We start from the raw sequence: 26868 nt of genomic DNA, 5'->3' as shown, positions 1-26868 counted from the left end.
GTCCACTATGTCTGATGTATTTCACTTGGGTTTGAAGAAAGCGGATCTGCAAGGCGCCACCTTGGCGATCGTCCCCGGTGACCCCGAGCGTGTAAAGCGTATCGCAGAGCTGTTGGATAACCCGGTGCACCTGGCCAGCCATCGTGAGTTCACTACCTGGCGCGGCGAGATGGACGGCAAGGCCGTGATCATCTGCTCTACCGGTATCGGTGGCCCGTCCACCTCCATCGCGGTAGAAGAGCTGGCCCAGCTGGGCATCCGCACCTTCCTGCGCATCGGCACCACAGGCGCCATCCAGCCGCACCTGAACGTGGGCGACGTGATCGTCACTACCGGTTCCGTGCGCCTCGACGGTGCCAGCCTGCACTTCGCGCCGATGGAGTTCCCGGCCGTAGCCGACTTCGACTGCACCACTGCGCTGGTCAACACCGCCAAAGAGATGGGCTCCAAGCTGCACATCGGTGTGACTGCCTCTTCCGATACCTTCTACCCAGGTCAGGAGCGTTACGACACCGTATCCGGCCGCGTAGTGAGCCGTTTCCAGGGTTCCATGAAAGAGTGGCAAGCCATGGGCGTGCTGAACTATGAGATGGAATCTGCCACCCTGCTGACCATGTGCACCAGCCAGGGCCTGCGTGCAGGTATGGTAGCCGGCGTTATCGTCAACCGTACCCAGCAGGAAATCCCGAACGCCGAAACCATGGCGAGAACCGAATCTGATGCCATCAAGATCGTGCTGGGCGCCGCCCGCAAGCTGATCTGATAGCCACACCGAGTGGGGGGTGGGGGCCGTTGCGAAAGCACGGCCCCTATCTTTTATCTGCCGTTTGCCCCGTTTTTCCCCTATTGCGCCTCTGTTCCCTCTGTTGTTCCCTTCGCCTGTTATCACACCACAGCTTGATGCCACGTCTCGCTAGAAGGGGCTGGCACATCTGACCGCCATCGGTTCACCGCTCACCGGATGCCGCAAATCCAGTTCGCTGGCATGTAGCATCAGCCGCGGCGCCTGCTCTGTGCCTGGCAACGCAAGACCGCCGTAGAGATCGCAGCCCAGTATGGGGTGGCCCAGCAGCTGGCTGTGGATCCGCAGCTGATGGGTGCGGCCGGTTTCTGGCACCAGCCGCACGCGCGTTAATGGTACGGCCTGACCTTGCATTGGCTGCGCCAGCCGCTCAATGACCCGATAGCGGGAGCGGGCGGGCTTGCCGCTGGCGGCGCAGATGGTCATCAGCGGGAAGAGAGCCGGATCCTTGGCGATGGGGGCATCGATCACCCCCTCATCGTCGACCAGATGGCCGCACAGCAGGGCGCTGTAGGCCTTGCTTACCGCCCGCTGGCTGAACTGCTGGCACAGCAGGGCGTTGATGGCCTTGTTTCTGGCCACCACCATGATGCCAGAAGTGCCAAAATCGAGGCGGTGCACCAGGGTGCAGCCGGGATAGTCCTGCACCAGCCGGTAATGGACAGAGTCGAGGTTCTGCGGGTTCTTGCCTGACAGGCTGAGCAGGCCGCTCGGCTTGTTGATCAGCAACAGGTGCTCATCCTCAAACAGGATCTCGATGGCAGCCGCGCAGGGCGGGGCGATGAAGGTATCGACGATGACGGACATGGGGCACGCGGGCTGGAAACGGGGGGCGATCATACTCGAACCGGCTGCGCGGGGCTAATCGGCTGCTTGCGCCGTGCGATGCGAGGGGGTCATTCGTTCAACAGCTTGATAACGCAATGGTTTGAAACGCGAGAAGGGCACCGTTTTGTGACCCCTTCCCGAGTTCATCCGGGGCTTGCTTGTTAAGGTATGGCTCCCTGTCATGTTGTAAGGAGTCTGTCCATGGCGTTGCCCGTTATTCTCGATTGTGATCCCGGCCACGATGATGCCATTGCCCTCATACTGGCGCTGGCCAGTCCCGAGCTCAAGGTGCTGGCGGTTACCACCAGTGCGGGCAACCAGACGCCGGACAAGACCCTCAACAATGCCCTGTGCATCCTGACCCTGCTCGGCCGTGACGACATCCCGGTGGCGGCGGGGGCACCCAAACCGCTGATGCGCGAGCTCATCATAGCCGACAACGTCCACGGCGAGTCGGGCCTCGATGGCCCCAAGCTGCCGGATCCCGCCTTTGCCCCGCAAGCCATGACGGGCCTCGAATTGATGGCCAAATGCCTGCGCGAGAGCCCTGAGCCTGTGACGCTGGTGCCGACCGGGCCGCTCACCAATATCGCCCTGCTGCTGGCGGCCCATCCTGAGTTGAAATCCAGGATTGCCCGTATCGTGCTGATGGGGGGCGCGGCGGGGGCGGGCAACTGGACCCCGGCGGCGGAATTCAATATTTATGTGGACCCGGAAGCGGCCGATATGGTGTTCAAGTCCGGCATCCCCATCACTATGTGCGGGCTGGATGTGACCCACGAGGCCCAGGTGATGGACGAGGACATAGCACGGGTGCGCGCCATCGCCAATCCGGTGGCCCAGTGCGTGGCCGGTCTGCTCGACTTCTTCATGATCTACCACAGGGATCCCAAGTGGGGATTTGCTGGCGCGCCGCTGCACGACCCCTGTACGATTGCCTGGTTGCTGGCCCCCGAGCTGTTCCACGGGGTCGAGTGCCGGGTCGATATCGAAACCAGTGGCACCCATACCACCGGCATGACGGTGGTGGATCGCTATGGCCTGACCGGCAAAGCGGCCAATGCGCTGGTGCTGCTGGGACTGGATCGTGCGGGTTTCATCGACCTGCTGGTCGAGCGACTGCAGGCGTTTGGCTGACCGCCATTGCACTATTGAGAGAAGGGACGGGAAATGTACAAAGCGTCGCTGGCACTGCTGGCCGGGTTGCAACTGACGGCCTGCTCCACGCCGTTTGAATCTATGTGGCAGGGGCTGGCGACCTGCGAGCTCGATGATCTCTATCTCGACAGCGAGACCGGCGAGCCGGCCCATCCTCAGCTCAAAAACTTCACCCCCTACAAGGTGACGGACGGGTTTGCCTGGTACAAGACCCGCCAGGAGCTGCATGGCCTGCCCATCAGCGGCTTTCTCATCCCCTCGTCCACCTTCGAGGTGCATGCCCTGTTCGTGGACACCCCCATCGCCAATGCGCGAAGGCTGACCCACAACGCCTATGGCAGCGAGTTCTCCGACGAGCAGAAGCACAACGAGGGACTGGCCCCCTTGCTGCTGCGCGACCCCAACAACCCCAAGCGCTCCATCATCGACTGCACCCAGGGTGAGACCCTGGAGCCGCTGCCGGAAGAGCCCTTCCCGGAATAAGCCTCCCGCCATCTCCATCGCCGTCCTTCCGACATAAAAAAGCAGGGGCCAGCCTCATCGGCTGGCCCCTGTTCATCGTCCCCTCGTTGGGATCTGGGATAACCCGGCGTCTGCTTGATCACGGGCATCCCCCAGCCGCCGAGCGATAGTGCCCCGTCAGTATTTATGGATAACCCAGCGTCTGCTTGATCACGGGCAGTTGCGCCTTGATCCAGGCAGGATTGATGGGCCCCCAGTCGCCGATGCGATAGTGACCCTGCAGATGGCGGGCCCCCTCGGTCTGCTCGAAGCCGCAGCTGATGTCCAGCTCGGCCAGGGCGCTTAGCGTGTCCTGGGCCGTGCGTCTGGGCATGCCGGTGGCGGCCATGATGGCCGGGATTGTGTCTGTGCCCTGACTTATCAGCCAGGCCACGTAGAGTCGTCGGTAGAAGCTGGTGCGAGTCTTGCTCGGCTCTGTCATATCTCGTCCTCGAGCCGGTCGAAGTAGCGCCAGGTCGCCAGTGCAGCCTTGCCCATCACCAGTGCCCAGAGGCCGAACCAGAACCAGCGGAAGAAGCTCCAGGTGGAGGCGTCAGGCTGAGTGCTCTCGATCTTGGTGACGTTGGGGAACATGGAGAACATGTTCACGCGCCAGCCGTAGGAGGTGATGATGGCCAGACGCTTCTCGAACTCCATGGACTTGGCCTTGGCCTGCACGTCGGCGGCATTGAACTTGAAGTAGAAGGGCCAGCCCCACTCTGTGTCCTCGTTGCGAAACACGCGGATCTTCTCGCCGGGCCGCTCGGTATAGATGTAGTAGACGTCAGTGGTGGGACCGTCGGCCGGGTTTTTCTGGCTGATGGGGCCATCCTTGTCGGTGCGTTTCACCTCGACGCCCGTGATGGTGGCTATGGTGTGTTCCGGCAGATAGAAGTCGAGCCAGATGGCGGAGACGAGGGCGATGAGGCCCAGGCCGATAAAGGCCGGTTTCTTGAATTTCAGCTTCATGGTGATCTCATGTGAGGGGGAGTGACGTGCCTCTACCATACTCACATTTGGTGGGGTAGCCCAGCCCCCAATGAAGCCTATTCATAAAAAAGACCGTTTAAAACAATAACAAGTCGGCAGCGCCATTAACACTAAGGCCCCGCGAGCGGAGCCTTCGTTTGACGTGATAGCGCAGCCATTACAACTGGAACTGGGCCAGCTGCTTGCGCTGCTGTTCGGCGAGCTGTGACAGTTCGTGACTGGCGGCGGCGCTCTGGCTGATGCCGGCCGCACTCTGGTTCACTATCTCGTGGATGTTGGTGATGTTGCGGTTGATGTCGGCGGTGACGCAGGACTGCTCCTCGGCGGCGGTGGCGACCTGGGCATTGGCGCCGTTGATCTGGTTGACCGCCTCCGTGATGCCGCCGAGCAGTGCCTGTACCTCGCCGGAGAGCTGCTGGTTGTGCGCCAGTATGGAGAGGGTCTCCTGCATGCCGCTGTTGGCTGACAGGGACTGGCTCTGCAACTGCTCTATGATGGCCTGGATCTCCTTGGTGGAGTCCTGGGTACGGGCCGCCAGCAGGCGTACCTCGTCGGCCACCACCGCAAAGCCACGGCCGGTTTCACCGGCGCGGGCGGCCTCGATGGCGGCATTCAGCGCCAGCAGATTGGTCTGCTCCGAGATGCTCTGAATGACCTCGATCACCTTGCCGATCTGCTCGGACTGGGACTTGAGCCGTGCCACCACGGCGGCGGCGCTCTCCAGACTGCCCGCCATGCGGCTGTTGGCCTGAATGCTCTCGGCAAACAGCGCCAAGCCCTGCTCGACCCTGTCGTTGGCATCCCGCGCCAGTTCGTCGGCCAGGGCCGCGTTGTGGTTGACGTTGTCGGCCGTGCTGGCCAGCTCGGTCACGGCGGAGGCCACCTGTTCGGTTTCGCTGCGCTGCTGCTGGGCATTGGCCTCGGACTGGGTCATGACGGCGGCCAGCTCGGTGGCGGCGGAGGCCACGTTGCCGCTGATGCCGGTCAGGGTATGCAGTGTGCTGCCCAGCTGGGTCAGGGTCTGGTTGATATCCCTGGCCAGCTGGCTCAGCTCGTTGTCGCCCTCGGCGGCGGCCCGAACGTTGAAACGGCCCTGGGCGACGGCGCGCATCACCTCCTGCAGCTGGCCTATGGGGCGCACTATCCGGCCGGACAACCACCAGCCGCCGAGCAGGGCCGCGATCAGGGTAGCGCTCATCAACAGCAGGGTACGCAGCAGGGTGGCGTGGTAGTGCGCCTCCTCCTCGGCGATTTCGGCCTGGATCAGCTGGTTGACGTGGGCCGACATGGTATCTATCTGCTTGATCAGCTGTTCACCCAGCTCGCGAAAGCGCAGCCGGGACTGCTCGTAGGCGGCGGGATCGCCAGCCCCCTGATATTTCTGGGCCAGCAGCGGCAGCATGTTGTTGCGGGTGTGGCCGAGATAGGCTTGCAGGGCGGCGGCCACCTGGCTGTTGTCCTGCTCGGCGCCGGCGATCGCCAGTCGGGCCAGTATGGCCCCTATCTCCTGCTCGGCCGCCGTCAGAACGCTCGGCAACTGGGCGAAGCGCTGCTGATCGTAGAGGCCATAGATGGCGTTGGTACGCATCCGGTAGGTGGCGTGGATCAGGGTGGCTATGTCGTCCTTGTGGCGGGTCACGCTGGCTGTGGTCTGGTTCATGTCCGCAATGGCGCCGTCTATCTCCTGCTTGCTGATCCCGGCCATGAGGATCATCAACAGGCTGGCGAGCAGAAGCGGTATGAGAACTTGAAAACGGATAGACAGGTTATTCAATGACATGAAAGGTCCTAACCCAAAAGAGGAGTGAGGCGGCATCTTACACAGACGCGACAAAGGTTGTCACAGGGTTTTTATGGCTGAAATCGTGCTGAACGAAAAGGTTTTTCTTGTGTGAAAAGAGTGTGATAGGCAAGATCACAAGCTTGTTACCATGGAGGTGTCGCGTGTCCGACTGGATTGATCCCGCTATTCTGGCGCTGTTTATTCCCACGTTTTTCTTTGTCTCCGTCACCCCCGGCATGTGCATGACCCTGGCGATGACCCTCGGCATGAGCCTGGGGGTGCGCCGCACCCTGCACATGATGTGGGGGGAGCTCATCGGGGTGGGGCTGGTCTCAGTGCTGTCGGTGATCGGGGTGGCGGCCATCATGCTCAACTATCCGGCGCTCTTCTCCGCCTTCAAATACGTGGGCGGCGCCTACCTCATCTGGCTCGGCATCCAGATGTGGCAGGCCAAAGGCAAGATGGCCATACCGGCGGATCTCTCGGCCGGGCAGGAGACGCGCCCCCTGGGGCTGGCCATGCAGGGTTTCGTTACCGCCATCGCCAACCCCAAGGGCTGGGCCTTCATGGTCTCCCTGCTGCCCCCCTTCATCAACGCGGCCAAGCCGATGGCCCCCCAGATCAGCGCCCTGGTGGCGCTGATCCTGGTCATAGAGTTCTCCTGCCTGCTGCTCTACGCCAGCGGTGGCCGTACCCTGCGCCACTTCCTTGCCAAGAGCGGCAACGTCACCCTGATGAACCGGATCGCCGGCTCCCTGATGTTTGGTGTCGGTGTCTGGCTGGCACTGGGTTGATATGAGGCCCCTCTTGTAGAGACTGCGGCGCAGACATCACCCGAGACGGAAATGAAGCAGCCCCGGCAGTGTCGGGGCTGTGTCATTTGGTGGGCAAGGGCCCTGTCAGGTGGGGAGCGGGTACATTTGCTTACATTTTTTTTGTTTTCAATCGGCGACTATTTCATCAGTCTCGAATGGCATTAGATGCATGTGCTTTACATGTGATGATGATTCGGGCAATCCAAGTTTTATATTTTTGGTCAAGGATGGTAATGGATGATGAAGTTAATAGGCGCCGCGTTACTCACTTTTTCGGGGGTGGCAGCGGCCGACAATGGAAAAAACCTGGATTTTTACAATATAGAGGAACAGCAACTCGTTGACATGTTTGCTCAGCATCAGGGCGGCCCCCCAGGCCAGTCAATAAAGGATTTCTCCCGCCTGTTTCTGGAGAATCCCTATGTTGCCAATCGACTGGTGGGGTCGAGTGATACACAAGAGAAGCTGGTGGTGGATTTTGGTGAGCTGGATTGCTTCACCTATCTGGATTACGTTGAGTCACTGCGGCACTCAACGAGTGTGCATAATTTCATTGAGAACGTCATGTACACTCGTTACGTAAATGGTGAAGTCAACTATCTGACTAGAAAGCACTTTTTCTCTGATTGGGTACATGGTGGCAATAAGGTCAGCGACGTGACCCATCTGGTGGGAAATTATGTCGTGACGGCCCCAAAAATACTGAATCAGAAAGAGGATGGTGGCCACTATATTCCCGGGCTGGGAGTGAAGAACCGCGACATCAGCTATATTCCGGGTGATCGCGTGGATGAAGATACCTTGAGTCTGCTGGAGGATGGCGATTATATCGGCATCTATACCAATATTGCCGGTCTGGATGTGACCCATACCGGCATTTTCATTCGCGGTGAGAATGGCCCCGTCCTGCGCAATGCCTCGTCTGTCTCGACGAATATGAAGGTGGTGGATTCGCCCTTCCTTGAATATGTGAAGAGCAAGCCGGGCATCCTGGTTTACCGGGCCACGGATGACAATGGCCAGTCGTGATAGGGCCGGGCATGAGGGCGGCGTTTTAACCTGTTGGAAATGACGGGTGTAAACATACGGGCTTGGTGAGCCGGCTCTCTTCCTGCTGTGACAACAACATAAAACCCCCGGCCAGTGCCGGGGGTTTTTATGTTGTGGGGGCGGGCGATTGAAGCGAGCCACAGTATTCTGCTGCACCCTGCACCCTGCACCCTGCACCCTGCACCCTGCACCCTGCACCCTGTTCCCCCCTGCCGCCCTTGTCCGCTGCTCGGACTTGTGGTGCCCGTCTCGCCGTGGTGCCGGGCCCGGGGAGTTATGTGGCTTTGAAGCGCCTGACCCAGGGGTTGGCGCTGATGCCGTGCAGTATGACGCTGAGGATGATGGTGCAGAGCACAGTGGCTATGATGGGCTTTTGTCCCAACAGGGCGGGCTCGTGCTGCAGCACCATGACGGCGAACACTATGCTGGCCAGCCCCCTTGGTCCGAACCAGCCGATAAAGAGCTTGAGCTCGGGCTTGAGGCCCGTGCCCAGCAGGCTCAGCCAGACCGGCAGCATGCGCAGCAGGGTGAGGCTGGCGGCAGCATAGAGCCAGTATTGCCAGTGCAGCAGCTCCGGCAGCATGGGCATCAGGGTGGCGCCGAACACCATCCAGATCACCACTGAGAGCAGATCTCCATACCCCTCGCAGCTGTCCATGTAGGCGTGCTTGTGCTCCCCCAGCCGGCGGCCGATCAAGAGGCCGCCCACGAAGGCGGCGATGAAGCCGCTGCCCCCCAGGGTCTGGGCCAGCGCGAAACAGAGCAGAGCCAGCCCCGGCATGGTGAGCTGACGCCAGAGTGGCAACTGCCAGCCATTGAGGTAGGAGGTCTTGATCAGACGAATGGTGAGGCCGGCGAGCACCAGGGCCACCAGCAGGCCTATGCCTATCTCTTCCAGCAGCAAGGTGACCGCCAGCATGCCGGTGCCGGCGTGTTGTTCTGTGGGGGCTATGAGGGCGAGCAGCAGCAAGAGCACGGGCACGCAGATGCCGTCGTTGAGGCCGCTCTCCTGGTTGAGCCCTTCCCGTATGGGGGCGGGCACCGCCGGGTTGCTGACCACCGCCTTGCCGAGCGCCGCATCTGTGGGGGCGAGTATGGTGGAGAGGATGGCCATCTCCAGCAGCGGCAAGTCGGGGTAGAGCCAGAGGCCGAACAGGGTGCCGCCGATCAGGGTCAGCGGCAGGCCGATGAGCAGCAGCCGCATGGGCAGGGCGCGGTGGGCCGCCAGCACCTGCCAGTTGGTGTTGGCCGCATCGCTGAACAGCACTATGACCAGGGTCAGCTCCGCCAGCAGCTTGATGCCGTCGCTGTTGATGGAGAGGGAGAGCAGACCCAGTCCGCCGGATCCCAGCAGCCAGCCCATCAGCAGAAACAGCAGCGGGCCGTTGACCAGCTTTGATTCGAATCGGCCCGCGATCAGGCTGTAGATCAGCAGGAAGGCGGCGAGCACCGCCAGGTTCTGGTAAATCAGGGATGCGTCCATGCAACCTCCTCAAGGCCCCGGGGGGCGCGTCAATCAGTCAGGCAATCTGGATCGAACACATATTCACCGGCCAGCCAGCGCATGATTTCGTGCACGCAGGCCTGATCCTGGAACGGCAGGTAACGGGTCTTGAGGTGGATGATCTGCTCCGGGGTGAGCTGGGCCAGCCCTATGTCCTGAAACAGCGGCAGGTCGGCCTGGATCATGGCGGAGATCTGCGGGCCGCAGGTGGCGTTGAGGGAGGCGTGCAGCGCCTTGTCCGGATCGTACTGCTTGCCGAGCTTGTAGCTCATGGGCAGGGTGGCCAGCGGCAACACGGAGAGCGCCGCCTGCTTCATGGGGTTGACCGCGTGGCCTGCCACCAGCTCCGCCAGCTCGGCGGGGCGGTTCTCGAAGGCGCGCAGGTGCAGGAAGCTGCTGGCCTTGCTGCCATCGTTGACCGGGTAGTTGTCCCACAGGAAGGGCTTGCGGTGCAGCCAGTCGGCCACTTGCCTGAGGTGCGGGGCCGGGTACTCGCCGGAGCAGACTTTGGGGCCGGTCCAGAAGATGTCGATGCGCCGATCCAGCCCCTGGCCCAGATCGGTCAGATAGTGGGGCGGCATGGCGCCGAACACCTTCTCCAGCACGGGATCCGTCGAGTAGTAGCTGGGACAGAACAGCAAGCGGCTGGCGCGGGAGTGGGCCGCTATGTCATGGGCCATGGTGAGCTGCCAGTGGGCGAGATCCGGGGTATCCCCCTTCATGTCGTCAAACAGCACCGCCAGTATATCGGGCTGGAGCGCCTCGTCGATGAGCCGCACCTTCTCCAGCAGAGCCGGACGCTTGCGGGCATAGTCGTGATGGGCGCCCATGGGGCTCAGGCCTATGCCGAAGGCGAGGCCGTTTTCACGGCACTGACGGGCCAGCTGGCGCAGGGCCTCGAGCTGGGCCGCAGGCCAGGGCTGGGTCCAGTGCTTGCGCAGATAGCCGTCTTCTTTCGGGGCATAGATGTAGAAGCCATAACCGTGGCGGGGCAGCCACTGGGCGTAGCGGGCGCGGGCTTCCCAGCTCCAGCCCTTGCCGAAGAATCCCTCTATCAATCCCAGCTGGGGCGAAGGGGGTTGCAGGCCAGACAACAGGGTTTGGTAAGGCATAGATAACTCCCTTCTCGCTGAGGACGGGTCGGACGAGCTGCGTCAGACCGGGTCTTCTTCCTGAAAGCGCACCCCTATCTTGCGGGGTTCACCCTCTTCCATTTCGGCCACGGTCCAGATCAGGCCCTGCCATTCAAAATGGTCGCCGACCACCAGATTATCGCCCAACTGGTTGGCAATAAAATGGCCAAGTGTCTGATCCGCCATCTCGCTCACATCCAGCCCGTAGAGCGGGGCCAGATCCACCAGATTGGCGGCGGCTTCCAGCAGGAAGTCGCCGAAGAAGCGGGGGCCCAGATCCTGTTCAGGAGCCTGGCTGAACAGCTGGCCGAGGGCGGGCAGATCCCGTTCGTGGCCGATGACGCAGAGGATGTCATCGGACTGCAGGCAGGTACTGCCCGAGGGGTGCAGCAGCTCCTGATCCCGGAACAGGGCGCAGATGCGGGTCCCCCTGGGCATGCGCAGATCCCGCAGGGGCGAGCCTATGCACCACTTCTCGGCGCTGAGGCGATAGACGAAGGTCTCCCACTGGCTGTCGAGATCTATCTCTAGCCCGGAACGGTTGATGGGCGACGGCGGTGCCGGCACTTCCACCCGCGCCAGCTTTGAGGCCAGCGGCAGCGAGCTGCCCTGCAATATGAGGGAGACCAGCACCACGAAGAAGGCCACATTGAAGTAGAGCTGGGCGTTGGGCAGCCCCGCCATCATGGGGAAGACCGCCAGTATGATGGGTACTGCGCCGCGCAGGCCGACCCAGGAGATGAACCAGCGCTCGCGGGGGGCGAAGTTCTTGAACGGCAGCAGGCCAATCCAGACCGAGACGGGGCGGGCGAACAGTATCATCCACATGGCCAGCGCCAGCGCCGGCAGGGCGATGGGCAGCAGGTTGCTCGGGGTGGCCAGCAGTCCCAGCACCAGGAACATGCCGATCTGGCTGAGCCAGGTCAGGCCATCCAGCACCGACAAGGTGGTGCTGCGGCTGCGCAGGGAGAGGTTGCCCAGCAGGAGGCCGGTGAGATAGATGGCGAGAATGCCGCTGCCCCCTACGGCTGTCGTGAGGGCGAAGATCAGCAGGCCGCCGCTGACGGTGAGCAGCGGATAGAGGCCGGGGGCCAGCCTGGCGCTGTTGATGAGGCGCCACAGCAGCCAGCCGCCGCCAAGACCTATGCCGGCGCCCAGGCCAAACTGCTTGCCGAGCTGCAACAGCAGGAAGCCCCAGTCCAGCCCTTGCTGCTGGGTGGCGAGGATCTCAATCAGGGTCACGGTGAGAAACACCGCCATGGGGTCGTTGCTGCCCGACTCTATCTCCAGGGTGGCGCTGACCCGCTCGTTCAGGCTGCGCCCGCCGAGCAGGGAGAAGACGGCCGCGGCGTCGGTGGAGCCGACGATGGCGCCGATCAGCATGCCCTGCATCAGGCTGAGATCGAACAGCCAGGCGGCGATGAGGCCGGTCAGGCCCGTGGTGATGGCCACCCCCACGGTCGCCAGCGAGAGCGCCGGCCAGAGCGCCACCCGAAACGAGGAGACCCGGGTGCGCATGCCGCCATCGAGCAATATGATGGCAAGCGCCAGGTTGCCCACCAGATAGGCGACCGAGTAGTCAGCGAAGTGAATGCCGCCCGGGCCATCTTCCCCGGCCAGCATGCCGACTGCGAGGAAGATCACCAGAATGGGGATGCCGAGACGAGAGGAGAGCGCGCTCAACAGGACACTGGCTCCCACCAACAAGGCCGCGATTAAAAAGAAACTGTTGATGGTGACGGCATCCAATGGCGAACTCCTTCTGTCAAAATGCAAATCAGGCACATTATATGCAGTTTGTTGGGCGCCGTGTGGCTTAATTGTGCATTAATTTGCAGTTTTTTACATTTTCGGTGCGCGGGTGGCGAGAGCATTTACGCCGAAAACAGCGGGGGGCAAGTGAAGAAAAGGGCCGCTTAATGTGAATCGGTTCACACAATCGACACGGCCTGAGGGCGGCCTGCCGGCCATGTACCCCACAAGCAGCAGGGGCGCCACAATGGCGCCCCTGGCGGGCTGGGAGGGCGGTCAGTCGTCCTCGTCGTCTTTGACTTCCCGGATCTTGTCCTTGTAGTTGGGCAGCTGTTTCTCAAGCTGTTTCATGTCCTTGATGGCATTGAGAAACAGGCCGAGCAGGAACAACAGCGGCAGGCCTATCCATAACCACAGACTCATGAGCTTTTCCTTTCATCGAGACAAAGGGTGACATCATAACTGACCAGGAGTTCGTCGAGCCGGGTCAGCATGGTCAATTTTCCTGCAATATGCCCCGTCTTCATGAGTGATTCCTCGCGTCGGGACAGGGGGTGACGTCATAACTGACCAGGAGCTCGTCGAGCCGGATCAACATGGTCAATTTTCCTTCAATATGTCCCGTCTTCATGAGTGATTCCTCGTGTCGGGACAGAGGGTGACGTCATAACTGACCAGGAGCTCGTCGAGCCGGATCAGCATGGTCAATTTTCCTGCAATATGCCCCGTCTTCATGAGTGATTCCTCGCGTCGGGACAGAGGGTGACATAACGGGCCAAGATCTCGTCAAGCTGGGCCAGTATGGTCGACTTGCCTTCAATATCCGCCTGTTGCAGGCAAAGCGCCAGCGCATCCGGATCCAGCCGCTGTTCGCGGGACTCCAGCGCGAAGCTGATATGCCAGGGTTCGTAGGCGACGCCGCTCTCGGCCCCCGCCGGTTTGGCATAAGGCAGGAAGAAGCCGAAGTCGTTCATGTGATCCTCAAGCCAGTTGCCCAGATCGGCAAACCAGCCGCCCTCCTCATACTCCCAGGGTTCCAGCGCCAGCTTGGTGCCTGCAGGCAGGCAGTCGGGATCATAGATGTCCAGATCCGTGCCCCAGTGATGACGACTGGTGCCGGGCAGGGCGCTCCAGCGCAGGATGGCGTGCAGCCGTTCTGTGTCGCTCAGTTGCAGGGCATCCAGCGGCTGGTTGTTGGCATCCAGCAGGGGCCGCTCGCCACGCCACTTGCCATTCCAGATGGCGAGCTGACGGTCGAACCCGCGCCAGCTGGAGGCCGCCTGCAGATTGTGCCCCTCATGGGCGGCGGCCACCTGCATGTCGTTGAAGGCCGCGGCTGTGGCCGCGGTCAGACGATGGGGCCCGCGCCCCACCAGGATGAGGTGGTGCTCGTCTCGCCCCAGCAATTGATCCTGTGTCATGCCCATCCCGAATCCTGTGTGTTGTTGAGCGAAATACCCGCAAGCCTGCGCTGGATAGGCGTCATGCCAGCAACCGATCCAGTATGCCCTGGTACATGTCCGCCAGCAGATCCAGATCGTCCGCCTTCACGCACTCGTTCACCTTGTGGATGGTGGCGTTGACCGGGCCCAGCTCGATCACCTCGGCGCCGGTGGGGGCGATAAAGCGCCCGTCGGAGGTGCCGCCGGTGGTGAGCAGGGCCGGTTGCTGGCCATTGACCTGTTCGATGGCCGCGACGGCGGCATCGAGCAGATCGCCGGTGTCGGTCAGGAAGGGCTGGCCGGAGAGGGTCCAGTCGAGCTGGTAATCCAGCCCATGTCTGTCCAGCAGCGCCTCGACCCGCTCGCGAATATCCATGTCGGTCAGCTGGGTGCTGAAACGGAAGTTGAACTGAACCTGCAGCTCGCCGGGAATGACGTTGGAGGCGCCAGTGCCCCCCTGAATGTTGGCAATCTGGAAGCTGGTGGGCGGGAAGTAGGCGTTGCCCTGATCCCATACCGTCGCCGCCAGCTCGGTCAGCGCCGGCGCCGCCTTGTGGATGGGGTTGTCCGCCAGATGGGGATAGGCGACGTGGCCTTGTACCCCGCGCACCAGCAGATCGCCGGTGATGGAGCCGCGTCGGCCGTTCTTCACCACGTCTCCCACCACGGCGGTGGAGGAGGGCTCGCCGACGATGCACCAGCGGATCTTCTCGTGGCGCGCCTCCAGGGTATCTATCACCCGGGTGGTGCCGTTGATGAAGGGTCCCTCTTCATCCGAGGTGATGAGAAAGGCGATGGACCCCTTGTGATCCGGATTGGCCGCGACGAAACGCTCGGTGGCCACCACCATGGATGCCAGCGACCCCTTCATGTCGGCGGCGCCGCGACCGTAGAGCACGCCATCCTGTATGGTCGGCTCGAACGGCGGCGTGTGCCACTTCTCCAGCGGCCCGGCGGGCACCACGTCGGTGTGGCCGGCGAAGCAGAACAGGGGGCCTTCGCTGCCACGGCGGGCCCAGAGGTTGGTGGTGTCTTCAAACACCATGGGTTCGATGACGAAACCCAGGCGTGCGAGGCGCTCCGCCATCAGGGTCTGGCACCCTTCATCGAGCGGGGTGACTGAGGGGCGGCGGATCAGATCCTTGGCCAGTGCGATGACATCCGACATCGGCGTTCCTTAACAGAAAAGTTTAACGAGAGAAGAGGGATTGGTAGTGATCGGCTTTAAAACCCAGGGTCAGCTCACCGTCCCGCTCGAGCAAGGGGCGCTTGATCATGGCCGGGTGTTCCAGCAGCAGGGCGCGGGCCTTCGCGGTGTCGAGCCCCTGTTTGGCCTCATCCGGCAGGGCGCGGAAGGTGGTGCCACGGCTGTTGAGCAAGGCTTCCCAGCCAAGCTTTGCCAGCCAGCTGTCCAGCGCGGCGGGATCCAGCCCATCGGCGCGATGGTCGTGAAAACGGTAGTCGATGCCGGCCTCATCCAGCCACTTGCGGGCTTTCTTGATGGTGTCGCAGTTTTTGATGCCATAGAGGGTGGTGGCCATGGGGAGTCCTTGTCTGCGGGCGCGGGCCCTTGGAGCTGAAACGTGAAATCGGCAACTTGAGATCTGAACGCGACATCAAGCAAAGGCCCGATTCTGGCATTGTGACTATCCCATGGCAACGGCGGAGCCGCACCTTGGGTGATTTTCCAAAGGCGAACGGGCAACAGGAAGGGGCGGGGGAGAAAAGAGCCCGGCGCCTGGGGCGCCGGCGGGATCAAAGCTCGCGCTGGGATTGGCACCAGAGGTGCAGCTCGGACTCGAACCAGTTGAGCATGGCGTGGTTGTCATCGCGGCGATGGCGGATCAGGCTGACTTCAAAGGTCGGCAGGGCGAAGCGGGTTTCGTACTCCACCAGATCCAGCAGCGGCATCAGCGGTCGCAACACCCTGGCGGGGGAGGTCAGCAGCAGGGGGGCGTAGGGCAGGATGAAGGGCGCAGCCAGAAAGCTTTGCACTATCAAGGGGGTATGCCGGGTCATGCCGTGGGCGGCCAGCAAGTCATCGACTATGCCCCCTTCGCTGCCACGGGGGGCGACCAGCAGGTGCTGGGCCTTGGCGAAGGATTCGATGCAGAGCACCTGGCCCTGGAACGGGTGGCTGCGGTGGGCGGTGCAGATCAGCTTGTCTTCAAACAGCGGGATGCGACGAAAACGGCCGGGCACCTCGTCCTGCTTGCTGATCACCATGCTGATCACCCCCTCGTCGAGCTGACGCTCGTAGTCCGCATTGAGGGGCACCATGTGGATGCGCAGGTTGGGCGCCTGCTGCTGCAGGCGCGCCAGCAGGCTCGGCATCATCACGTACTCCACATAGGTGTGGGCACCGATGCGCAGCACGCCCTCGAACTTGCCCGGATCGAGCTGCTCCGGCTGGCTGAAGGTCTGCTCTATGTCGTGCAGTATCTCCCGCAGCGGCAGCAGCAGCGCCTGTGCCCTGGCGGTGGGTTCCATGCCCTGGGGCGTGCGGATCAGCAAGGGATCGTCATAGAGCAGCCGCAGGCGAGCCAGGGCTCGACTGACGGCCGGCTGGCTCATGGCGAGCCGCTCGGCGGCCTTGGTGGTGTTGCGTTCCTCCAGCAGCGCCTTGAGCACCACCAGCAGGTTGAGGTCTACGCCTCGTAAATTCATTCTGTGCATAATGGAATACTAATAAATCATTTCCTTAAGCAGGGCCTTCACTTTAGTCTCATTCCCCGTCGATGGTCAGCATGAAGCTTGGATAAATCAGCGATTTATACAAACCCATGTTGTCCTGTTACCTCTTTCGCGTGGTGCCGGGGGTGGCAAGATTCGACAGCCTGAACTCTTTACTCTGGTCATCCAGAGCGTTGCTTGCTTAGTACCCGCCTTCGAGGCGGGTTTTTTTTGCCTGCGGTTCAGGTGAGCGGGCCCGAAGAAGTACAAAACGCGCCACCGGGCGCGTTGTTGTGATGAGGCTGTGACTCAGGGCGCTACCGGCCACTGGTAGTCAAACACCCTGGCACGTTCCCAGGGGGCGTCCGGCAGGCTGGAGGAGAGGCCGGTATATTTGCCCACGTCGTCCACCACTATGGTGGAGAGGATCGGCAGCTGGTGCTCGGTGCAGTACATGCGGATGCGTTGCAGCAGGGTGCGCAGCTCATCCTGGCTATTTTCCAGCCCGGCCTGCCTGGCCAGTTTGGAGTAACGAATGGTGGTGCGTTCCTTTGCAGACTCGACGAGGATGTCCCATAGCTGGTAGTCGCTGGTGGTCATACCCGCGGTTGCTTGGTTTGTCATAACTCTCTCCGGCGCGAAATGGTCGCTGTATCGATGCGCATCTTGGCCAGTTCACTGGCCCCTGACGTTGATCCAAAGCAAAAAAGCCTGAGGTTATCCGCCAGAACGGATGGCAAAGGGATTCTAAAGGTTTGCCTTTAGTTTAAACGACCGTTTTTTGTTAAGTAGGTAGCACTTTATTCCATCAAAGGGAGGCGAAGCCACCTTTATTGACAGGGATCAAGGGGAAAGCGAGGCCAGACCACTAGATTCCGCTCCTCGATAATTTTATCAGGAGCGAATATTGGAACTCTTATTTGTCTTGCTCGTACTGATCGCCGTGGTCTACGGCATCATCAAGGATTACAACCCGCAGGCGGTGCTGGCGCTGGCGGGCATGGCCATTTTTGCGGTGGCCTACTGGTTGGGGCTGCACCCCATTCTCCCCGCGGACAAGAGCACCGGTTTCGCCCTGTTCGACCTGTTCGAGGTGTTCAAGGGGATCTTCTCCTACCGCGCGGCCGGGCTCGGCCTCACCATAATGGCGGTGGCGGGCTTTGCCACCTACATGTCCCATATCGGTGCCTCCCAGGCGCTGGTGCGGGTGGCGGTCAAACCGGTGGCGGGCATCCAGTCCAGCTACCTGATGCTTTCAATCTGCTATCTGGTGGCGGTCTTTGTCTCCCTGTTCGTCACTTCCGCCACCGGCCTTGGCCTGCTGTTGATGGTCACCATGTATCCTGTGATGCGCAACCTCGGCATCAGCCCGGCCTCCGCCTGTGGCGTCATCGCCACCTCCCAGGCGTTTGAAATTGGCCCGACCCAGACCAACGCCATCTTCTCCGCCGGTCAATCTGGCATGGATCCGACCAGCTACTTCGTTGACTACCAGATCTGGCTGGTGGCCCCCATGCTGCTGGTGACCATGGTGCTGCACTTCTTCTGGCAGCGTCACTGCGATCGCCAGGATGGATGGGATCCGGCCCTGCATCGCGGCGAGCACGCCGAGCTGGACGAGCAGGGCACTGAGGCCGTGCAGGCGCCGATCTGGTATGCCCTGCTGCCCATCATTCCCTTCGTGCTGATGATGACCTTCTCCAAGTTGCTGGTGACCACCATCAGCGTCAGCGTGGAGGTGGCCATGCTGCTGTCGGTCTTTATCGGCATGCTGTGCGAACTGCTGCGCAGCCGCTCGCTGCGCACCGCCATGGCCGGACTGTCGAGCTTCCTCGATGGCATGGGCAAGGTGTTCGGCCCGGTGGTGGCGCTCATCGTCTGCGCCGAGCTGTTCGCCGAATCCCTCAAGGCCATAGGTGCCATCGACACCCTGCTGCACTCGGCCAGCAATGCCGGCATCGGCAGCGCGCTGATGACGCTGGTGATGGTGGCGCTGATCATGGTGGCGGCTGTCATCATGGGTTCGGGTAACGCGGCTTTCCTCAGCTTCTCGACCCTGGCGCCGGCGGTGGCGGCCAAGTTCGGGGTGCCTGCGGTGACCATGCTGCTGCCGATGCAGCTCGCCTCCAGCATCGGCCGCACCATATCCCCCATAGCGGCCGTGCTGATCGCCTGCGCGGGGATCGCCAGGGTGTCGCCCTTCGTGGTGGTCAAGCGCACCAGCGTGCCCATGGCGGGCGCCCTGGTGACGGCGCTGGCGCTCAACTATCTGCTGTTTATGTGATGGTCTGCTGTGTATGTAATGACGGGGCGGGCAGCGCGGCTGCCCGCCCTCATCCTGTTGCTGACAGGCCTTGGCCGCGAGTGGCAAGGCTTGCATGGAGAAGATGATGACAGATGTAAAGAGCCCGTTTTCCCTCGATAGCTATCTGGCCGATCTGGCCCCGCTCATCAATCTCGATTGCGGCACCCGCACCCCGGCCGGGGTGGCTCGGGTGGCCGACATCATGACCGAAAAGTATCAGGCGATCGGCTGGCAGGTGACCCGCCACCAGTTCGCTCCTGAGTGCGGCCCCTGCCTCGAGGCAACCAATGCGCCGGGCGCCGATCACTACGACGTGATGCTGTGCGGCCACATGGATACCGTCTTCCCCGAGGGGACGGCGGCCAAGCGTCCGCTCTCCATCGAAGGCAATCAGGCCTTTGGCCCCGGCGTGTCGGACATGAAGAGCGGCCTGCTCTCTATCTGGTATGCCCTGAAAGAGATGGATCCGGCGCAACTGGCCAAACTCAAGGTGCTGGTCTGCTGCAACTGCGATGAGGAGGTGGGCTCCCCCTGGTCCAAAGATTGGCTGGTGGAGAAGGCCAAGCAGAGCGGTTGCGTGCTGGTGGCCGAGGCGGCTCGCCCCAACGGGGATCTCATCAGCGCCCGCAAGGGCAATGCCAAGTACCGCATCCTCTTCCACGGCAAGGCCTCCCACGCCGGTTCGGCCCTGAGCGAGGGGATCTCGGCCATCACAGAGCTGGCGCACTGGGTGCTGGCCATCAACGATCAGGTCAATCTTGAGACGGGCACCACAATGAACGTCGGGGTGGTGCAGGGCGGCACTGGCGTCAACGTGGTGCCGGACTTTGCCGAGGCGATCGTGGACTTGCGCTTCTGGCGCAATGAAGAGGCGGCGGCTGTGCATGAGCGGCTCGGCTTCATGGCCAACAATCCCTTCCTCGCCGGCTGCCGGGTCGAGGTGGATCGCCAGGCCTTCAAGCCGGCGATGCGCCCGAGTGGCGATACCGAAGCGCTGATGGCGCTGGTGGAAGCGGCAGGCCTGGAAGAGGGGATCCCCTTCAACTGGCTGGAGGCAGGTGGCGGCTCGGATGCCAACTTCACCGCCGCCGCGGGCGTGCCGTCGCTGGACGGCTTCGGCCCCATGGGTGGCGGCTTCCACTCGGAGAGCGAATTCCTGCTGCTCGACAGCATAGAGCCGCGCATCCGCCTGTTGCAGCGGGTGCTGACCAGGCTGGCACGCTGACATATCGAATAAAAGCAGTGCAAACGGGAGGCTCAGGCCTCCCGTTTTTTATGGAAATTGGATGGTCTGGCGCAGCCCTAACTGATTAGATGGCTCGCGCCCTCTTCTGCCAGATAGGCCAGATGATCCTGCCGTGTTACCCGCCAGCCATCGAGGCGCAACGGAGCGGCAAAGCCGGGGCCGTCGGTCACCATGGTGTGGTACTCCCCCTGCTCGCCGCAGGCATCGAACCCCTGGCGCTCGGCCAGTTGCTGCAGATCGGCGAGGGTGGCTGCATTGAGCGAGCGCCCGGCCCACTCGGGAGCCAGCACCCGGGTATCGACGCAGGAGAGGTGAGCGACTATGCCGCGCGCCAGCATATCCGCCAGCAAGGTTTGGCGAGATTGCTGCCAGAGCGGGGTGTGGACGGCGAGCCCGAGCGGCTGGCTGCGCTCGCGGATCCAGTTTGGTGCGCCGCCCACGCTGTCGATATCGCCGGTCACTACCCCATCGAGCGCCCACTCCTGCTGCAAGCGGCTCAGCGCGGTTTCGTAGCTCTGCTCGAACGGCGCTTCTATGGTGACCAGCAGATGGGACAGCCCGAGGGCCGCCGCCTGACGGCGCACCAGCGGCAAGGGGTGAGCCAGAAATCGGGGCTCTAGCGGTGCAAAGGTGGCCAGTGCCACCACCTGATGGCCCGCATCGCGGGCATGGCAGAGGGCCAGCATGGCATCTTTGCCACCGCTCCAGAGCAGGATGACGCGAGACATGGGGAAGATTCCTATGGTGAACGAGGGAGCATGCTACCCAGTGGCGGGGGCGCAGGTAAAGCCGCAGCAGGAAATCGTGGCAGGAATTGACCGGGGAGAAAAGAGCAGGCCCCCATGCGGGGGCCTGCCTGGCAAGAGCGTGATAAACGCCGCCGTGATTAGAGCAGAATGGTGGTCAGCACATACCCCAGGGCGCAGGAGCTGCTGACCCCGATCAGCCCCGGAATGATGAAGCTGTGGTTGATGATGAACTTGCCGATGCGGGTGGTGCCGGAGCGGTCGAAACCGATACAGGCCAGATCGCTCGGGTAGGTCGGCAGCACGAAGTAGCCGTAGCTGGCCGGCAGGAAGGCGATCAGCAGCTTGGGCTCCACCCCCAGTGCCAGCCCCATGGGGGCGATGGCGGTCAGGGCGGCGGCCTGGCTGTTCACCAGCTTGGAGATGAGGAAGAGCACCAGGGCGTAGGTCCAGGGCTGGGCCTGTACCACGTGGGCCAGGGTTTCTTTCAGCAGCGGCATGTGGGCCTGGAAGAAGGTCTCGCTCATCCAGGCAACCCCGAACACGGAGAAGATGGCGACCATGCCGGCCTTGAACACGGGGCCGTTGGAGATGTCACCCGGCTTGACCTTGCAGCGCATCAGAATGATGGCGCCGGCGATCAGCATCATCATCTGGATCACCAGGTTCATGGAGAGCGGGCCCGTCTTGTCCTTGATGGTGAACACGGGACGCAGCCCTTCGTTGGCACCGAGCAAGACCACGGCGGCGATGGCGGCGAAGAAGATCCAGGTCGACCAGTAGGCCTCTTTCGGGAACTTGGTGTTGAGCAGGGTTTCACCACCGCCATAGACGAAGGTGCGCTGTTCCGGATCCTTGATCTTGGCCTGGAACTCCTCGTCCTGGTCCAGATCCTTGCCGCGGCGCAGGCTCCACAGGGCCGCCATGATCACGCCGGTCAGGGAGGAGGGGATGGCGATCATCAGGATGTCGAGCAGGCCGTAAGCCTGACCTATGCCATGACCGGCTGCCAGGATGGAGACCATGGAGACCACGGCCACCGAGACCGGGGAGGCACAGATCGCCATCTGGGAGGCAACGGATGCCACCGCCATCGGCCGCTCGGGACGTATGTTCTTCTGCAGCGCTATGTCGGCGATGATGGGGAACATGGTGTAGACCACGTGGCCGGTACCGCACAGGAAGGTGAGGGTCCAGGTAGTGAGCGGCGCCAGTATGGTGATGTATTGCGGGTGACGACGCAGCAGGCGCTCGGCAATCTGCATCATCAGGTTGAGGCCACCGGCCGTTTGCAGGGTGGCGGCGCAGCCGATCACGGCGAGTATGGTCAGCATCACCTGTACCGGCGGTTCACCCGGGGTCAGGCCGAACACGAAGGTCAGCAGGAATAGACCTATGCCGCTGATGAGACCCAGTCCCATGCCCCCAAACCGGGTACCCAGCAGCAAGCAGCCGAGCACCACAAAAAATTCCATCAAGATCATTCCATTACCTCGCGTGATTTAATCCATGTCAGTGTTGTGTTGGGTTCATGGACCAGGATTGTCTGTTTTTTATTTAGCCCTAAAGGGTTAGTGGGTATTGTGCCCTCCTAAAAGGGGTAAAAATTTGAGGTACTTCAATAACTCATCGCTTTTTGATTTAACTGCATAAAAACCACGTATTAATATCATTGTTATTTGTTGTGCCAATAAACGGCACCGTACGGGGCTCTATGTGCTGCAGGGGGTGAGGGGAGTGGCAAGTGGGCTGTGGGGGAGTGGAGTGGGTGATTAATTGTGGTGGTCTGCAGGGTGGAATGGCGTTGCCTGGATAACAAAAAGCCGACCCTGGGGTCGGCTTTGTCGGCAAGTGGTAGTAATCAGAACTCGGCGGTACGCGGGGTGCGCGGGAAGGGGATGACGTCGCGGACGTTGCCCATACCGGTCACGTAGACCACCAGACGCTCGAAACCGAGGCCGAAACCGGCGTGCGGGACTGTGCCGAAGCGGCGCAGATCGCGATACCACCAGTAATCTTCCTTGTTCAGACCCATCTCGGCCATGCGCTGATCGAGTACCTCGAGGCGCTCTTCACGCTGGGCACCGCCGATGATCTCGCCGATCCCGGGAGCCAGTACGTCCATGGCGGCAACGGTTTTGCCGTCATCGTTGAGACGCATGTAGAAGGCCTTGATGTCTTTCGGGTAGTTCTTCACCACCACAGGAGACTTGAAGTGCTCCTCGGCCAGATAGCGCTCGTGCTCGGAGGACAAGTCGATGCCCCAGGAGACAGGGAACTCGAAGGTCTTGCCACAGTTTTTCAGCACTTCGATGGCATCTGTGTAGTCGATCTGGGCGAAGTCGGAGGAGACGAAGCGTTCCAGACGACCGATGGCATCCTTGTCGACGTGCTGGGCAAAGAACTCCAGATCGTCGCGGCGCTCACTCAGCACGGCGTTGAAGACGTATTTGAGCATGGCTTCGGCCAGGGCGGCGTTATCGTCCAGGTTGGCGAAGGCAATTTCCGGCTCAACCATCCAGAACTCGGCCAGATGGCGGCTGGTGTTGGAGTTTTCGGCGCGGAAGGTGGGCCCGAAGGTGTAGACCTTGGAGAGGGCACAGGCGTAGGTTTCGACGTTGAGCTGACCGGACACGGTCAGGAAGGTCTCCTTGCCGAAGAAGTCCTTGTCGTAATCGACCTTGCCGGCATCGGTGCGCGGCAGGTTTTCCAGATCCAGGGTGGAGACGCGGAACATCTCGCCGGCACCTTCGGTGTCAGAGGCGGTGATGAGCGGAGCCGCAATCCACAGATAACCCTCTTCATGGAAGAAGCGGTGGATGGCCTGGGCCAGGCAGTTGCGCACCCGGGTCACTGCGCCGACTATGTTGGTGCGCGGACGCAGGTGGGCCTGTTCACGCAGGTACTCTATGCTGTGGCGCTTGGCGGCCATGGGGTAGGTGTCCGGATCTTCGACCCAGCCTACGACCTTGACGTCGGTGGCTTGCAGTTCGAAAGCCTGACCGTTGCCCTGGGAGGCGGCAACCACACCGGTGACTTCCACGGAGCAAGCTGTGGTCAGACGCAGCACTTCATTCTCATAATTGGCCAGGGTATTGGGGACGACGGCCTGCACCGGATGGAAACAGGAGCCATCGGATACGGCCAAAAATGAGATCCCCGCCTTGGAATCACGGCGAGTCCGGATCCACCCTTTGACTGTCTGGGTGGTGCCAACCGCATATTTACCGGTCAGCACATCTACTACGGATGCGTGCGTCATCGAAATATTGTCTCCAGCTTGTTCTTGCAGCGCTATGGGTCTTGCCCGGGCATTGATAGGCCCATCATGGCAGACTAAGCCGTCAATCTTACCCGTGCGGGTTTGATAAACAAGCAAAAATGTCGGACTCTGGAGGGGTTTTGTGGCCGGATCACCTCATGACCGGGCCACTTGGGTGAGGGATGGGCATGAAAGAGCGGCGACATGGACCTGACAGGTTGACCCGGGTGCTGCAGGGCTTGGTGATCCTCTGCTGGGGCGGCTTCATCGCCTTGCTCTCCCTCTATCACTTCGCGCGGCCACAGACTGCCTACGGTTTTCTGATCTATGGCGGGGTCAAGGTGCGCCAGAGCTGGGATCCCGTGCTGACTCCCTGGCTGGTGCACGGGCTCTGGGGTTGCTCTGTGCTGACCCTGGTGGTCTTGCTGTTCGAGCGGCAACGTTGCCGTCGTCGGGAGGATGTCGGCCTGGTGCATCTGGCCATCTTGTTGCTGATCCTCATCGCCAGCCTGCTGTTCTACTACAGGGGCTAATCTTGCTTTTTCTCGTCCCTCTCCGGGCGAGGTGCGGGGCGCTTGCCCAGCTGGCGCTCCACGCTGTCGAGCATCTGGTTGTAGGCCAGCGCGACCCGACCTATCTCGTCCCCTTCATCCCCTTCCAGTCGATGACCGAAGTCGTGCAGATCGGTGGCCTCTTCCATGGAGCGGGTCAGCTGGTTGAGGGGGCGCACTATCCAGGTGCGGATGACCCAGAGAGTCAGCAGCAGGCCCAGCCCGAAGATGACGGTGAGGCTCAGCGCCGAGGTGAGTATGTTCTGCTCGACCCGGGTGAACAGGGTATCGAGGGAGTAGTCAAAGCGCACCGCCCCCAACACGGTATTCTCCGCCACCTGATGGCAGCTGGTGCAGTCGGTGCCGCGAAAATCCTTCTTGGCCAGCAGCGGCCGGGTCACCACCAGCTTGCTGTGCATACCGTCGTGCACCACCTCCAGGCTGCCTTTGCCCGCCAGTGCCAGCTCATCGAACCTGTCTTTGGGCTGCTCGCTCTCGTGGCCGACCCCGTACTGCTTGCTCACCGATTCGCCGCGCACTATGCGGGCATCTTCCACGTGGGCGTGATCGAGAAACTTGCTGCGCAGGGTGTCGCGGGCATCCATCTTGCCGGTCAGCATCAGCATGTTGAGGCCATCGAAATAGGCCTCGGTCTGCTCGCGACTCTGCTCCTTGATCAGGGTCAGGATGAGGTCGCGCTCGCGCACCGCCTGATAGGCTGCGGAGAAGACCAGCACCATGGAGAAGATGAACAGCAGGAAGAAGTTGATTTTGGCAGCAATGGAGAGGCGCATGGGAAAGGTACGTCTGTTGGGTAAAACCCGCGCAGTCTACTCGCCCCGGCGGTCCGGGTCTGGTGCCTCGCTCACATTCTGATGAAAAAGAGTCAAAAGGCCCTGCATTCTCATGCAGGGCCTGTTCATTCAGGCTCAGAATTCGCCGCTGGCGATGGCTTCATTGATGGCGCCGGTCAATACCCTCAGCTCCTCGGGGGTGATGACGAAGGGCGGCATCAGGTAGACAAGCTTGCCAAACGGCCGGATCCAGGCCCCCAGTTCGACGAACTTGCGCTGGATGCGCGCCACGTCCACCCGCTCCTTCATCTCCACCACACCGATGGCGCCGAGCACCCGCACATCGGCCACTGCCGGGTTGAGGGTCAGTTCCACCAGCTCGGTACGCAGCTGGTGCTCTATGGCCTGCACCCGTTCCTGCCACGGGGAGGCGAGCAGCAGATCGATGGAGGCGTTGGCCACCGCGCAGGCCAATGGGTTGCCCATAAAGGTGGGACCGTGCATAAAGACGCCGGCCTTGCCGTCGCAGATGGTGCGGGCAACCTGCTCGGTAGTCAGGGTCGCCGAGAGCGTCAGATAGCCGCCGGTGAGCGCCTTGCCCAGACACATGATGTCGGGACTGATCCCCGCCCAGTCACAGGCAAACAGCTGGCCGGTGCGACCAAAGCCGGTGGCGATCTCGTCGGCGATGAGCAGCAGGCCGAACTCGTCGCACAGGGCGCGTACCCACTGCAGGTAGCGGGGATGGTAGAAGCGCATGCCGCCGGCCCCCTGCACTATGGGCTCGAGCACGATGGCGGCAATCTCTTCGTGATGATCGGCTACCAGCGTCGCCAGCTCCACCACGCTCTGCTCGTCCCACTCGGCGTGGAAGCGGCAGCTCGGTGCCGGGGCGAAATGGTGTTCCGGCAGGAAGCCTTTATAGAGCTCGTGCATGCCGCCATCCGGGTCGCAGACGCTCATGGCGCCGAAGGTGTCGCCGTGATAACCGCCGCGCAGGGTGAGGAACTTGGCTCTGGGGGTGCCCCTGGCGTGCCAGTACTGCTGGGCCATCTTGAGCGCCACCTCCACCGCCACCGAGCCGGAATCGGCAAGGAAGACTCTGTCCAGGCCGGCCGGGGTGATCTCCACCAGCTTGCGACACAGCTCGACGGCCGGGGCATGGGTCAGGCCGCCGAACATCACGTGGGACATCTTGCCGAGCTGGGCGGTGGCGGCCGCGTCCAGTTCCGGCACCTGATAGCCGTGGACGCAGGCCCACCAGGAGCTCATGCCATCCACCAGTTCGCGGCCATCGCTGAGGGTGATTTTTACCCCTTTGGCGCTGGCCACTTCATAGCAGGGCAGGGGATGGGTAAGGGAGGTATAGGGGTGCCAGACGTGGTGCAGGTCGAATTCTTGATTGGTCATTATGTGTTCTGTTGTCAATTGGTTTGATCTGGTCGGTGTTGACAGTCTACGCGCGCTCTCTACACTAGCCAACAATTTCAGCCACTTGGCTCTGCCCATTGAGAAGGTGCAGGCACAGCGGCG

At 61.8% G+C, this 26868-nt stretch carries 26 protein-coding genes; 8 read left to right on the top strand and 18 right to left on the bottom strand.

Translation table 11 applies throughout. From position 1 onward, the window contains the following. Positions 1-7 precede the first annotated feature (7 nt). Positions 8-763 carry a uridine phosphorylase gene (gene udp / locus AACQ95_RS08635; RefSeq protein ID WP_043138232.1) on the top strand — a complete coding sequence of 252 codons (756 nt, stop codon included), beginning with the start codon at positions 8-10 and terminating at the stop codon, positions 761-763. 150 nt (positions 764-913) lie between these two features. On the opposite strand, the gene AACQ95_RS08630 is transcribed toward udp, so the two are convergent. Beyond that, a complete protein-coding gene (locus tag AACQ95_RS08630; RefSeq protein WP_445290528.1) occupies positions 914-1642 on the bottom strand; it encodes an RluA family pseudouridine synthase in 729 nt (242 codons plus the stop codon). A gap of 189 nt (positions 1643-1831) precedes the next feature. Here AACQ95_RS08630 and rihA point away from each other — a divergent pair, with 189 nt between their 5' ends. Both rihA and AACQ95_RS08620 read left to right on the top strand, forming a co-directional pair. Next, the gene (rihA, locus tag AACQ95_RS08625; RefSeq protein WP_241278333.1) at positions 1832-2767 is read left to right on the top strand and encodes a pyrimidine-specific ribonucleoside hydrolase RihA; all 936 of its coding nucleotides are present in this window, start codon (positions 1832-1834) and stop codon (positions 2765-2767) included. 33 nt (positions 2768-2800) lie between these two features. Continuing rightward, on the top strand, positions 2801-3271 hold the full coding sequence (locus AACQ95_RS08620; protein ID WP_241278332.1) for a hypothetical protein: 471 nt from the start codon (positions 2801-2803) through the stop codon (positions 3269-3271). Positions 3272-3434: 163 nt separating this feature from the next. On the opposite strand, the gene AACQ95_RS08615 is transcribed toward AACQ95_RS08620, so the two are convergent. The 3 genes from AACQ95_RS08615 to AACQ95_RS08605 form a co-directional block, all read right to left on the bottom strand. After that, positions 3435-3731, bottom strand: a complete 297-nt coding sequence (locus AACQ95_RS08615; protein ID WP_043140989.1) for a winged helix-turn-helix domain-containing protein — start codon at positions 3729-3731, stop codon at positions 3435-3437. Next, positions 3728-4258 carry a DUF1523 family protein gene (locus AACQ95_RS08610; protein ID WP_043140986.1) on the bottom strand — a complete coding sequence of 177 codons (531 nt, stop codon included), beginning with the start codon at positions 4256-4258 and terminating at the stop codon, positions 3728-3730. The genes AACQ95_RS08615 and AACQ95_RS08610 overlap by 4 nt, the downstream gene beginning before the upstream one ends. 178 nt (positions 4259-4436) lie before the next feature. Further along, the gene (locus tag AACQ95_RS08605) at positions 4437-6059 is read right to left on the bottom strand and encodes a methyl-accepting chemotaxis protein (protein ID WP_241278331.1); all 1623 of its coding nucleotides are present in this window, start codon (positions 6057-6059) and stop codon (positions 4437-4439) included. Positions 6060-6223: 164 nt separating this feature from the next. On the opposite strand from AACQ95_RS08605, the gene AACQ95_RS08600 reads away from it, so the two are divergent. Then, on the top strand, positions 6224-6856 hold the full coding sequence (locus AACQ95_RS08600) for a LysE family translocator (protein WP_241278330.1): 633 nt from the start codon (positions 6224-6226) through the stop codon (positions 6854-6856). A 258-nt stretch (positions 6857-7114) separates the two neighbouring features. Continuing rightward, positions 7115-7906 carry a DUF1460 domain-containing protein gene (locus tag AACQ95_RS08595; protein ID WP_241278329.1) on the top strand — a complete coding sequence of 264 codons (792 nt, stop codon included), beginning with the start codon at positions 7115-7117 and terminating at the stop codon, positions 7904-7906. 295 nt (positions 7907-8201) lie between these two features. Here AACQ95_RS08595 and AACQ95_RS08590 read toward each other — a convergent pair whose 3' ends face one another. The 9 genes from AACQ95_RS08590 to AACQ95_RS08550 all read right to left on the bottom strand — a co-directional run bounded on the left by AACQ95_RS08590 (position 8202) and on the right by AACQ95_RS08550 (position 17055). Further along, positions 8202-9410, bottom strand: a complete 1209-nt coding sequence (locus AACQ95_RS08590; protein ID WP_241278328.1) for a cation:proton antiporter — start codon at positions 9408-9410, stop codon at positions 8202-8204. A 29-nt stretch (positions 9411-9439) separates the two neighbouring features. Then, entirely contained in the window at positions 9440-10543 is a 1104-nt protein-coding gene (locus tag AACQ95_RS08585; protein ID WP_241278327.1) for a beta-N-acetylglucosaminidase domain-containing protein, read from the bottom strand. 42 nt (positions 10544-10585) lie between these two features. Beyond that, positions 10586-12313: a potassium/proton antiporter gene (locus tag AACQ95_RS08580; RefSeq protein ID WP_103471962.1), complete on the bottom strand. Its 1728-nt coding sequence runs from the start codon at positions 12311-12313 to the stop codon at positions 10586-10588. Between the two features lie 279 nt (positions 12314-12592). Next, on the bottom strand, positions 12593-12739 hold the full coding sequence (locus AACQ95_RS08575; protein ID WP_098984538.1) for a hypothetical protein: 147 nt from the start codon (positions 12737-12739) through the stop codon (positions 12593-12595). 308 nt (positions 12740-13047) lie between these two features. Then, a complete protein-coding gene (locus tag AACQ95_RS08570; RefSeq protein WP_241278326.1) occupies positions 13048-13737 on the bottom strand; it encodes a M15 family metallopeptidase in 690 nt (229 codons plus the stop codon). A 61-nt stretch (positions 13738-13798) separates the two neighbouring features. Further along, the gene (dapE, locus tag AACQ95_RS08565) at positions 13799-14926 is read right to left on the bottom strand and encodes a succinyl-diaminopimelate desuccinylase (RefSeq protein ID WP_241278325.1); all 1128 of its coding nucleotides are present in this window, start codon (positions 14924-14926) and stop codon (positions 13799-13801) included. Positions 14927-14948: 22 nt separating this feature from the next. Then, positions 14949-15299, bottom strand: coding sequence for an ArsC family reductase (locus AACQ95_RS08560; RefSeq protein ID WP_043140968.1), 351 nt, complete (start codon positions 15297-15299; stop codon positions 14949-14951). Positions 15300-15513: 214 nt separating this feature from the next. Beyond that, positions 15514-16425, bottom strand: coding sequence for a LysR family transcriptional regulator (locus AACQ95_RS08555; RefSeq protein WP_043140966.1), 912 nt, complete (start codon positions 16423-16425; stop codon positions 15514-15516). A 315-nt stretch (positions 16426-16740) separates the two neighbouring features. After that, positions 16741-17055 (bottom strand): hypothetical protein, encoded by a 315-nt coding sequence (locus AACQ95_RS08550; protein ID WP_043140964.1) that lies wholly within the window; start codon positions 17053-17055, stop codon positions 16741-16743. A 283-nt stretch (positions 17056-17338) separates the two neighbouring features. Here AACQ95_RS08550 and dcuC point away from each other — a divergent pair, with 283 nt between their 5' ends. Beyond that, positions 17339-18715, top strand: coding sequence for a C4-dicarboxylate transporter DcuC (gene dcuC / locus AACQ95_RS08545; protein WP_241278324.1), 1377 nt, complete (start codon positions 17339-17341; stop codon positions 18713-18715). Between the two features lie 106 nt (positions 18716-18821). Then, entirely contained in the window at positions 18822-19961 is a 1140-nt protein-coding gene (locus AACQ95_RS08540; protein WP_241278323.1) for a M20 family metallopeptidase, read from the top strand. Between the two features lie 77 nt (positions 19962-20038). On the opposite strand, the gene AACQ95_RS08535 is transcribed toward AACQ95_RS08540, so the two are convergent. From AACQ95_RS08535 to asnS, 3 genes are all read right to left on the bottom strand, one after another. Beyond that, positions 20039-20710, bottom strand: a complete 672-nt coding sequence (locus tag AACQ95_RS08535; protein WP_241278322.1) for an adenine nucleotide alpha hydrolase — start codon at positions 20708-20710, stop codon at positions 20039-20041. 158 nt (positions 20711-20868) lie between these two features. Further along, on the bottom strand, positions 20869-22212 hold the full coding sequence (locus AACQ95_RS08530) for an anaerobic C4-dicarboxylate transporter (RefSeq protein ID WP_098984534.1): 1344 nt from the start codon (positions 22210-22212) through the stop codon (positions 20869-20871). A 377-nt stretch (positions 22213-22589) separates the two neighbouring features. Continuing rightward, positions 22590-23990: an asparagine--tRNA ligase gene (gene asnS / locus AACQ95_RS08525; protein WP_043557632.1), complete on the bottom strand. Its 1401-nt coding sequence runs from the start codon at positions 23988-23990 to the stop codon at positions 22590-22592. A gap of 188 nt (positions 23991-24178) precedes the next feature. Between asnS and AACQ95_RS08520 the strand changes: the two genes are divergently transcribed. After that, positions 24179-24523 (top strand): hypothetical protein, encoded by a 345-nt coding sequence (locus tag AACQ95_RS08520; protein WP_241278321.1) that lies wholly within the window; start codon positions 24179-24181, stop codon positions 24521-24523. Here AACQ95_RS08520 and AACQ95_RS08515 read toward each other — a convergent pair. Continuing rightward, positions 24520-25335: a HAMP domain-containing protein gene (locus AACQ95_RS08515; RefSeq protein ID WP_241278320.1), complete on the bottom strand. Its 816-nt coding sequence runs from the start codon at positions 25333-25335 to the stop codon at positions 24520-24522. The genes AACQ95_RS08520 and AACQ95_RS08515 overlap by 4 nt on opposite strands. A 135-nt stretch (positions 25336-25470) precedes the next feature. Further along, positions 25471-26745, bottom strand: a complete 1275-nt coding sequence (gene bioA, locus AACQ95_RS08510; protein WP_241278319.1) for an adenosylmethionine--8-amino-7-oxononanoate transaminase — start codon at positions 26743-26745, stop codon at positions 25471-25473. Positions 26746-26868 lie beyond the last annotated feature (123 nt).

Source organism: Aeromonas sp. MR19, from assembly GCF_963899305.1.
In the GTDB taxonomy this organism is placed as follows: Bacteria; Pseudomonadota; Gammaproteobacteria; order Enterobacterales; family Aeromonadaceae; genus Aeromonas; species Aeromonas bestiarum.
This window is presented reverse-complemented; position numbering and strand designations above follow the sequence as displayed.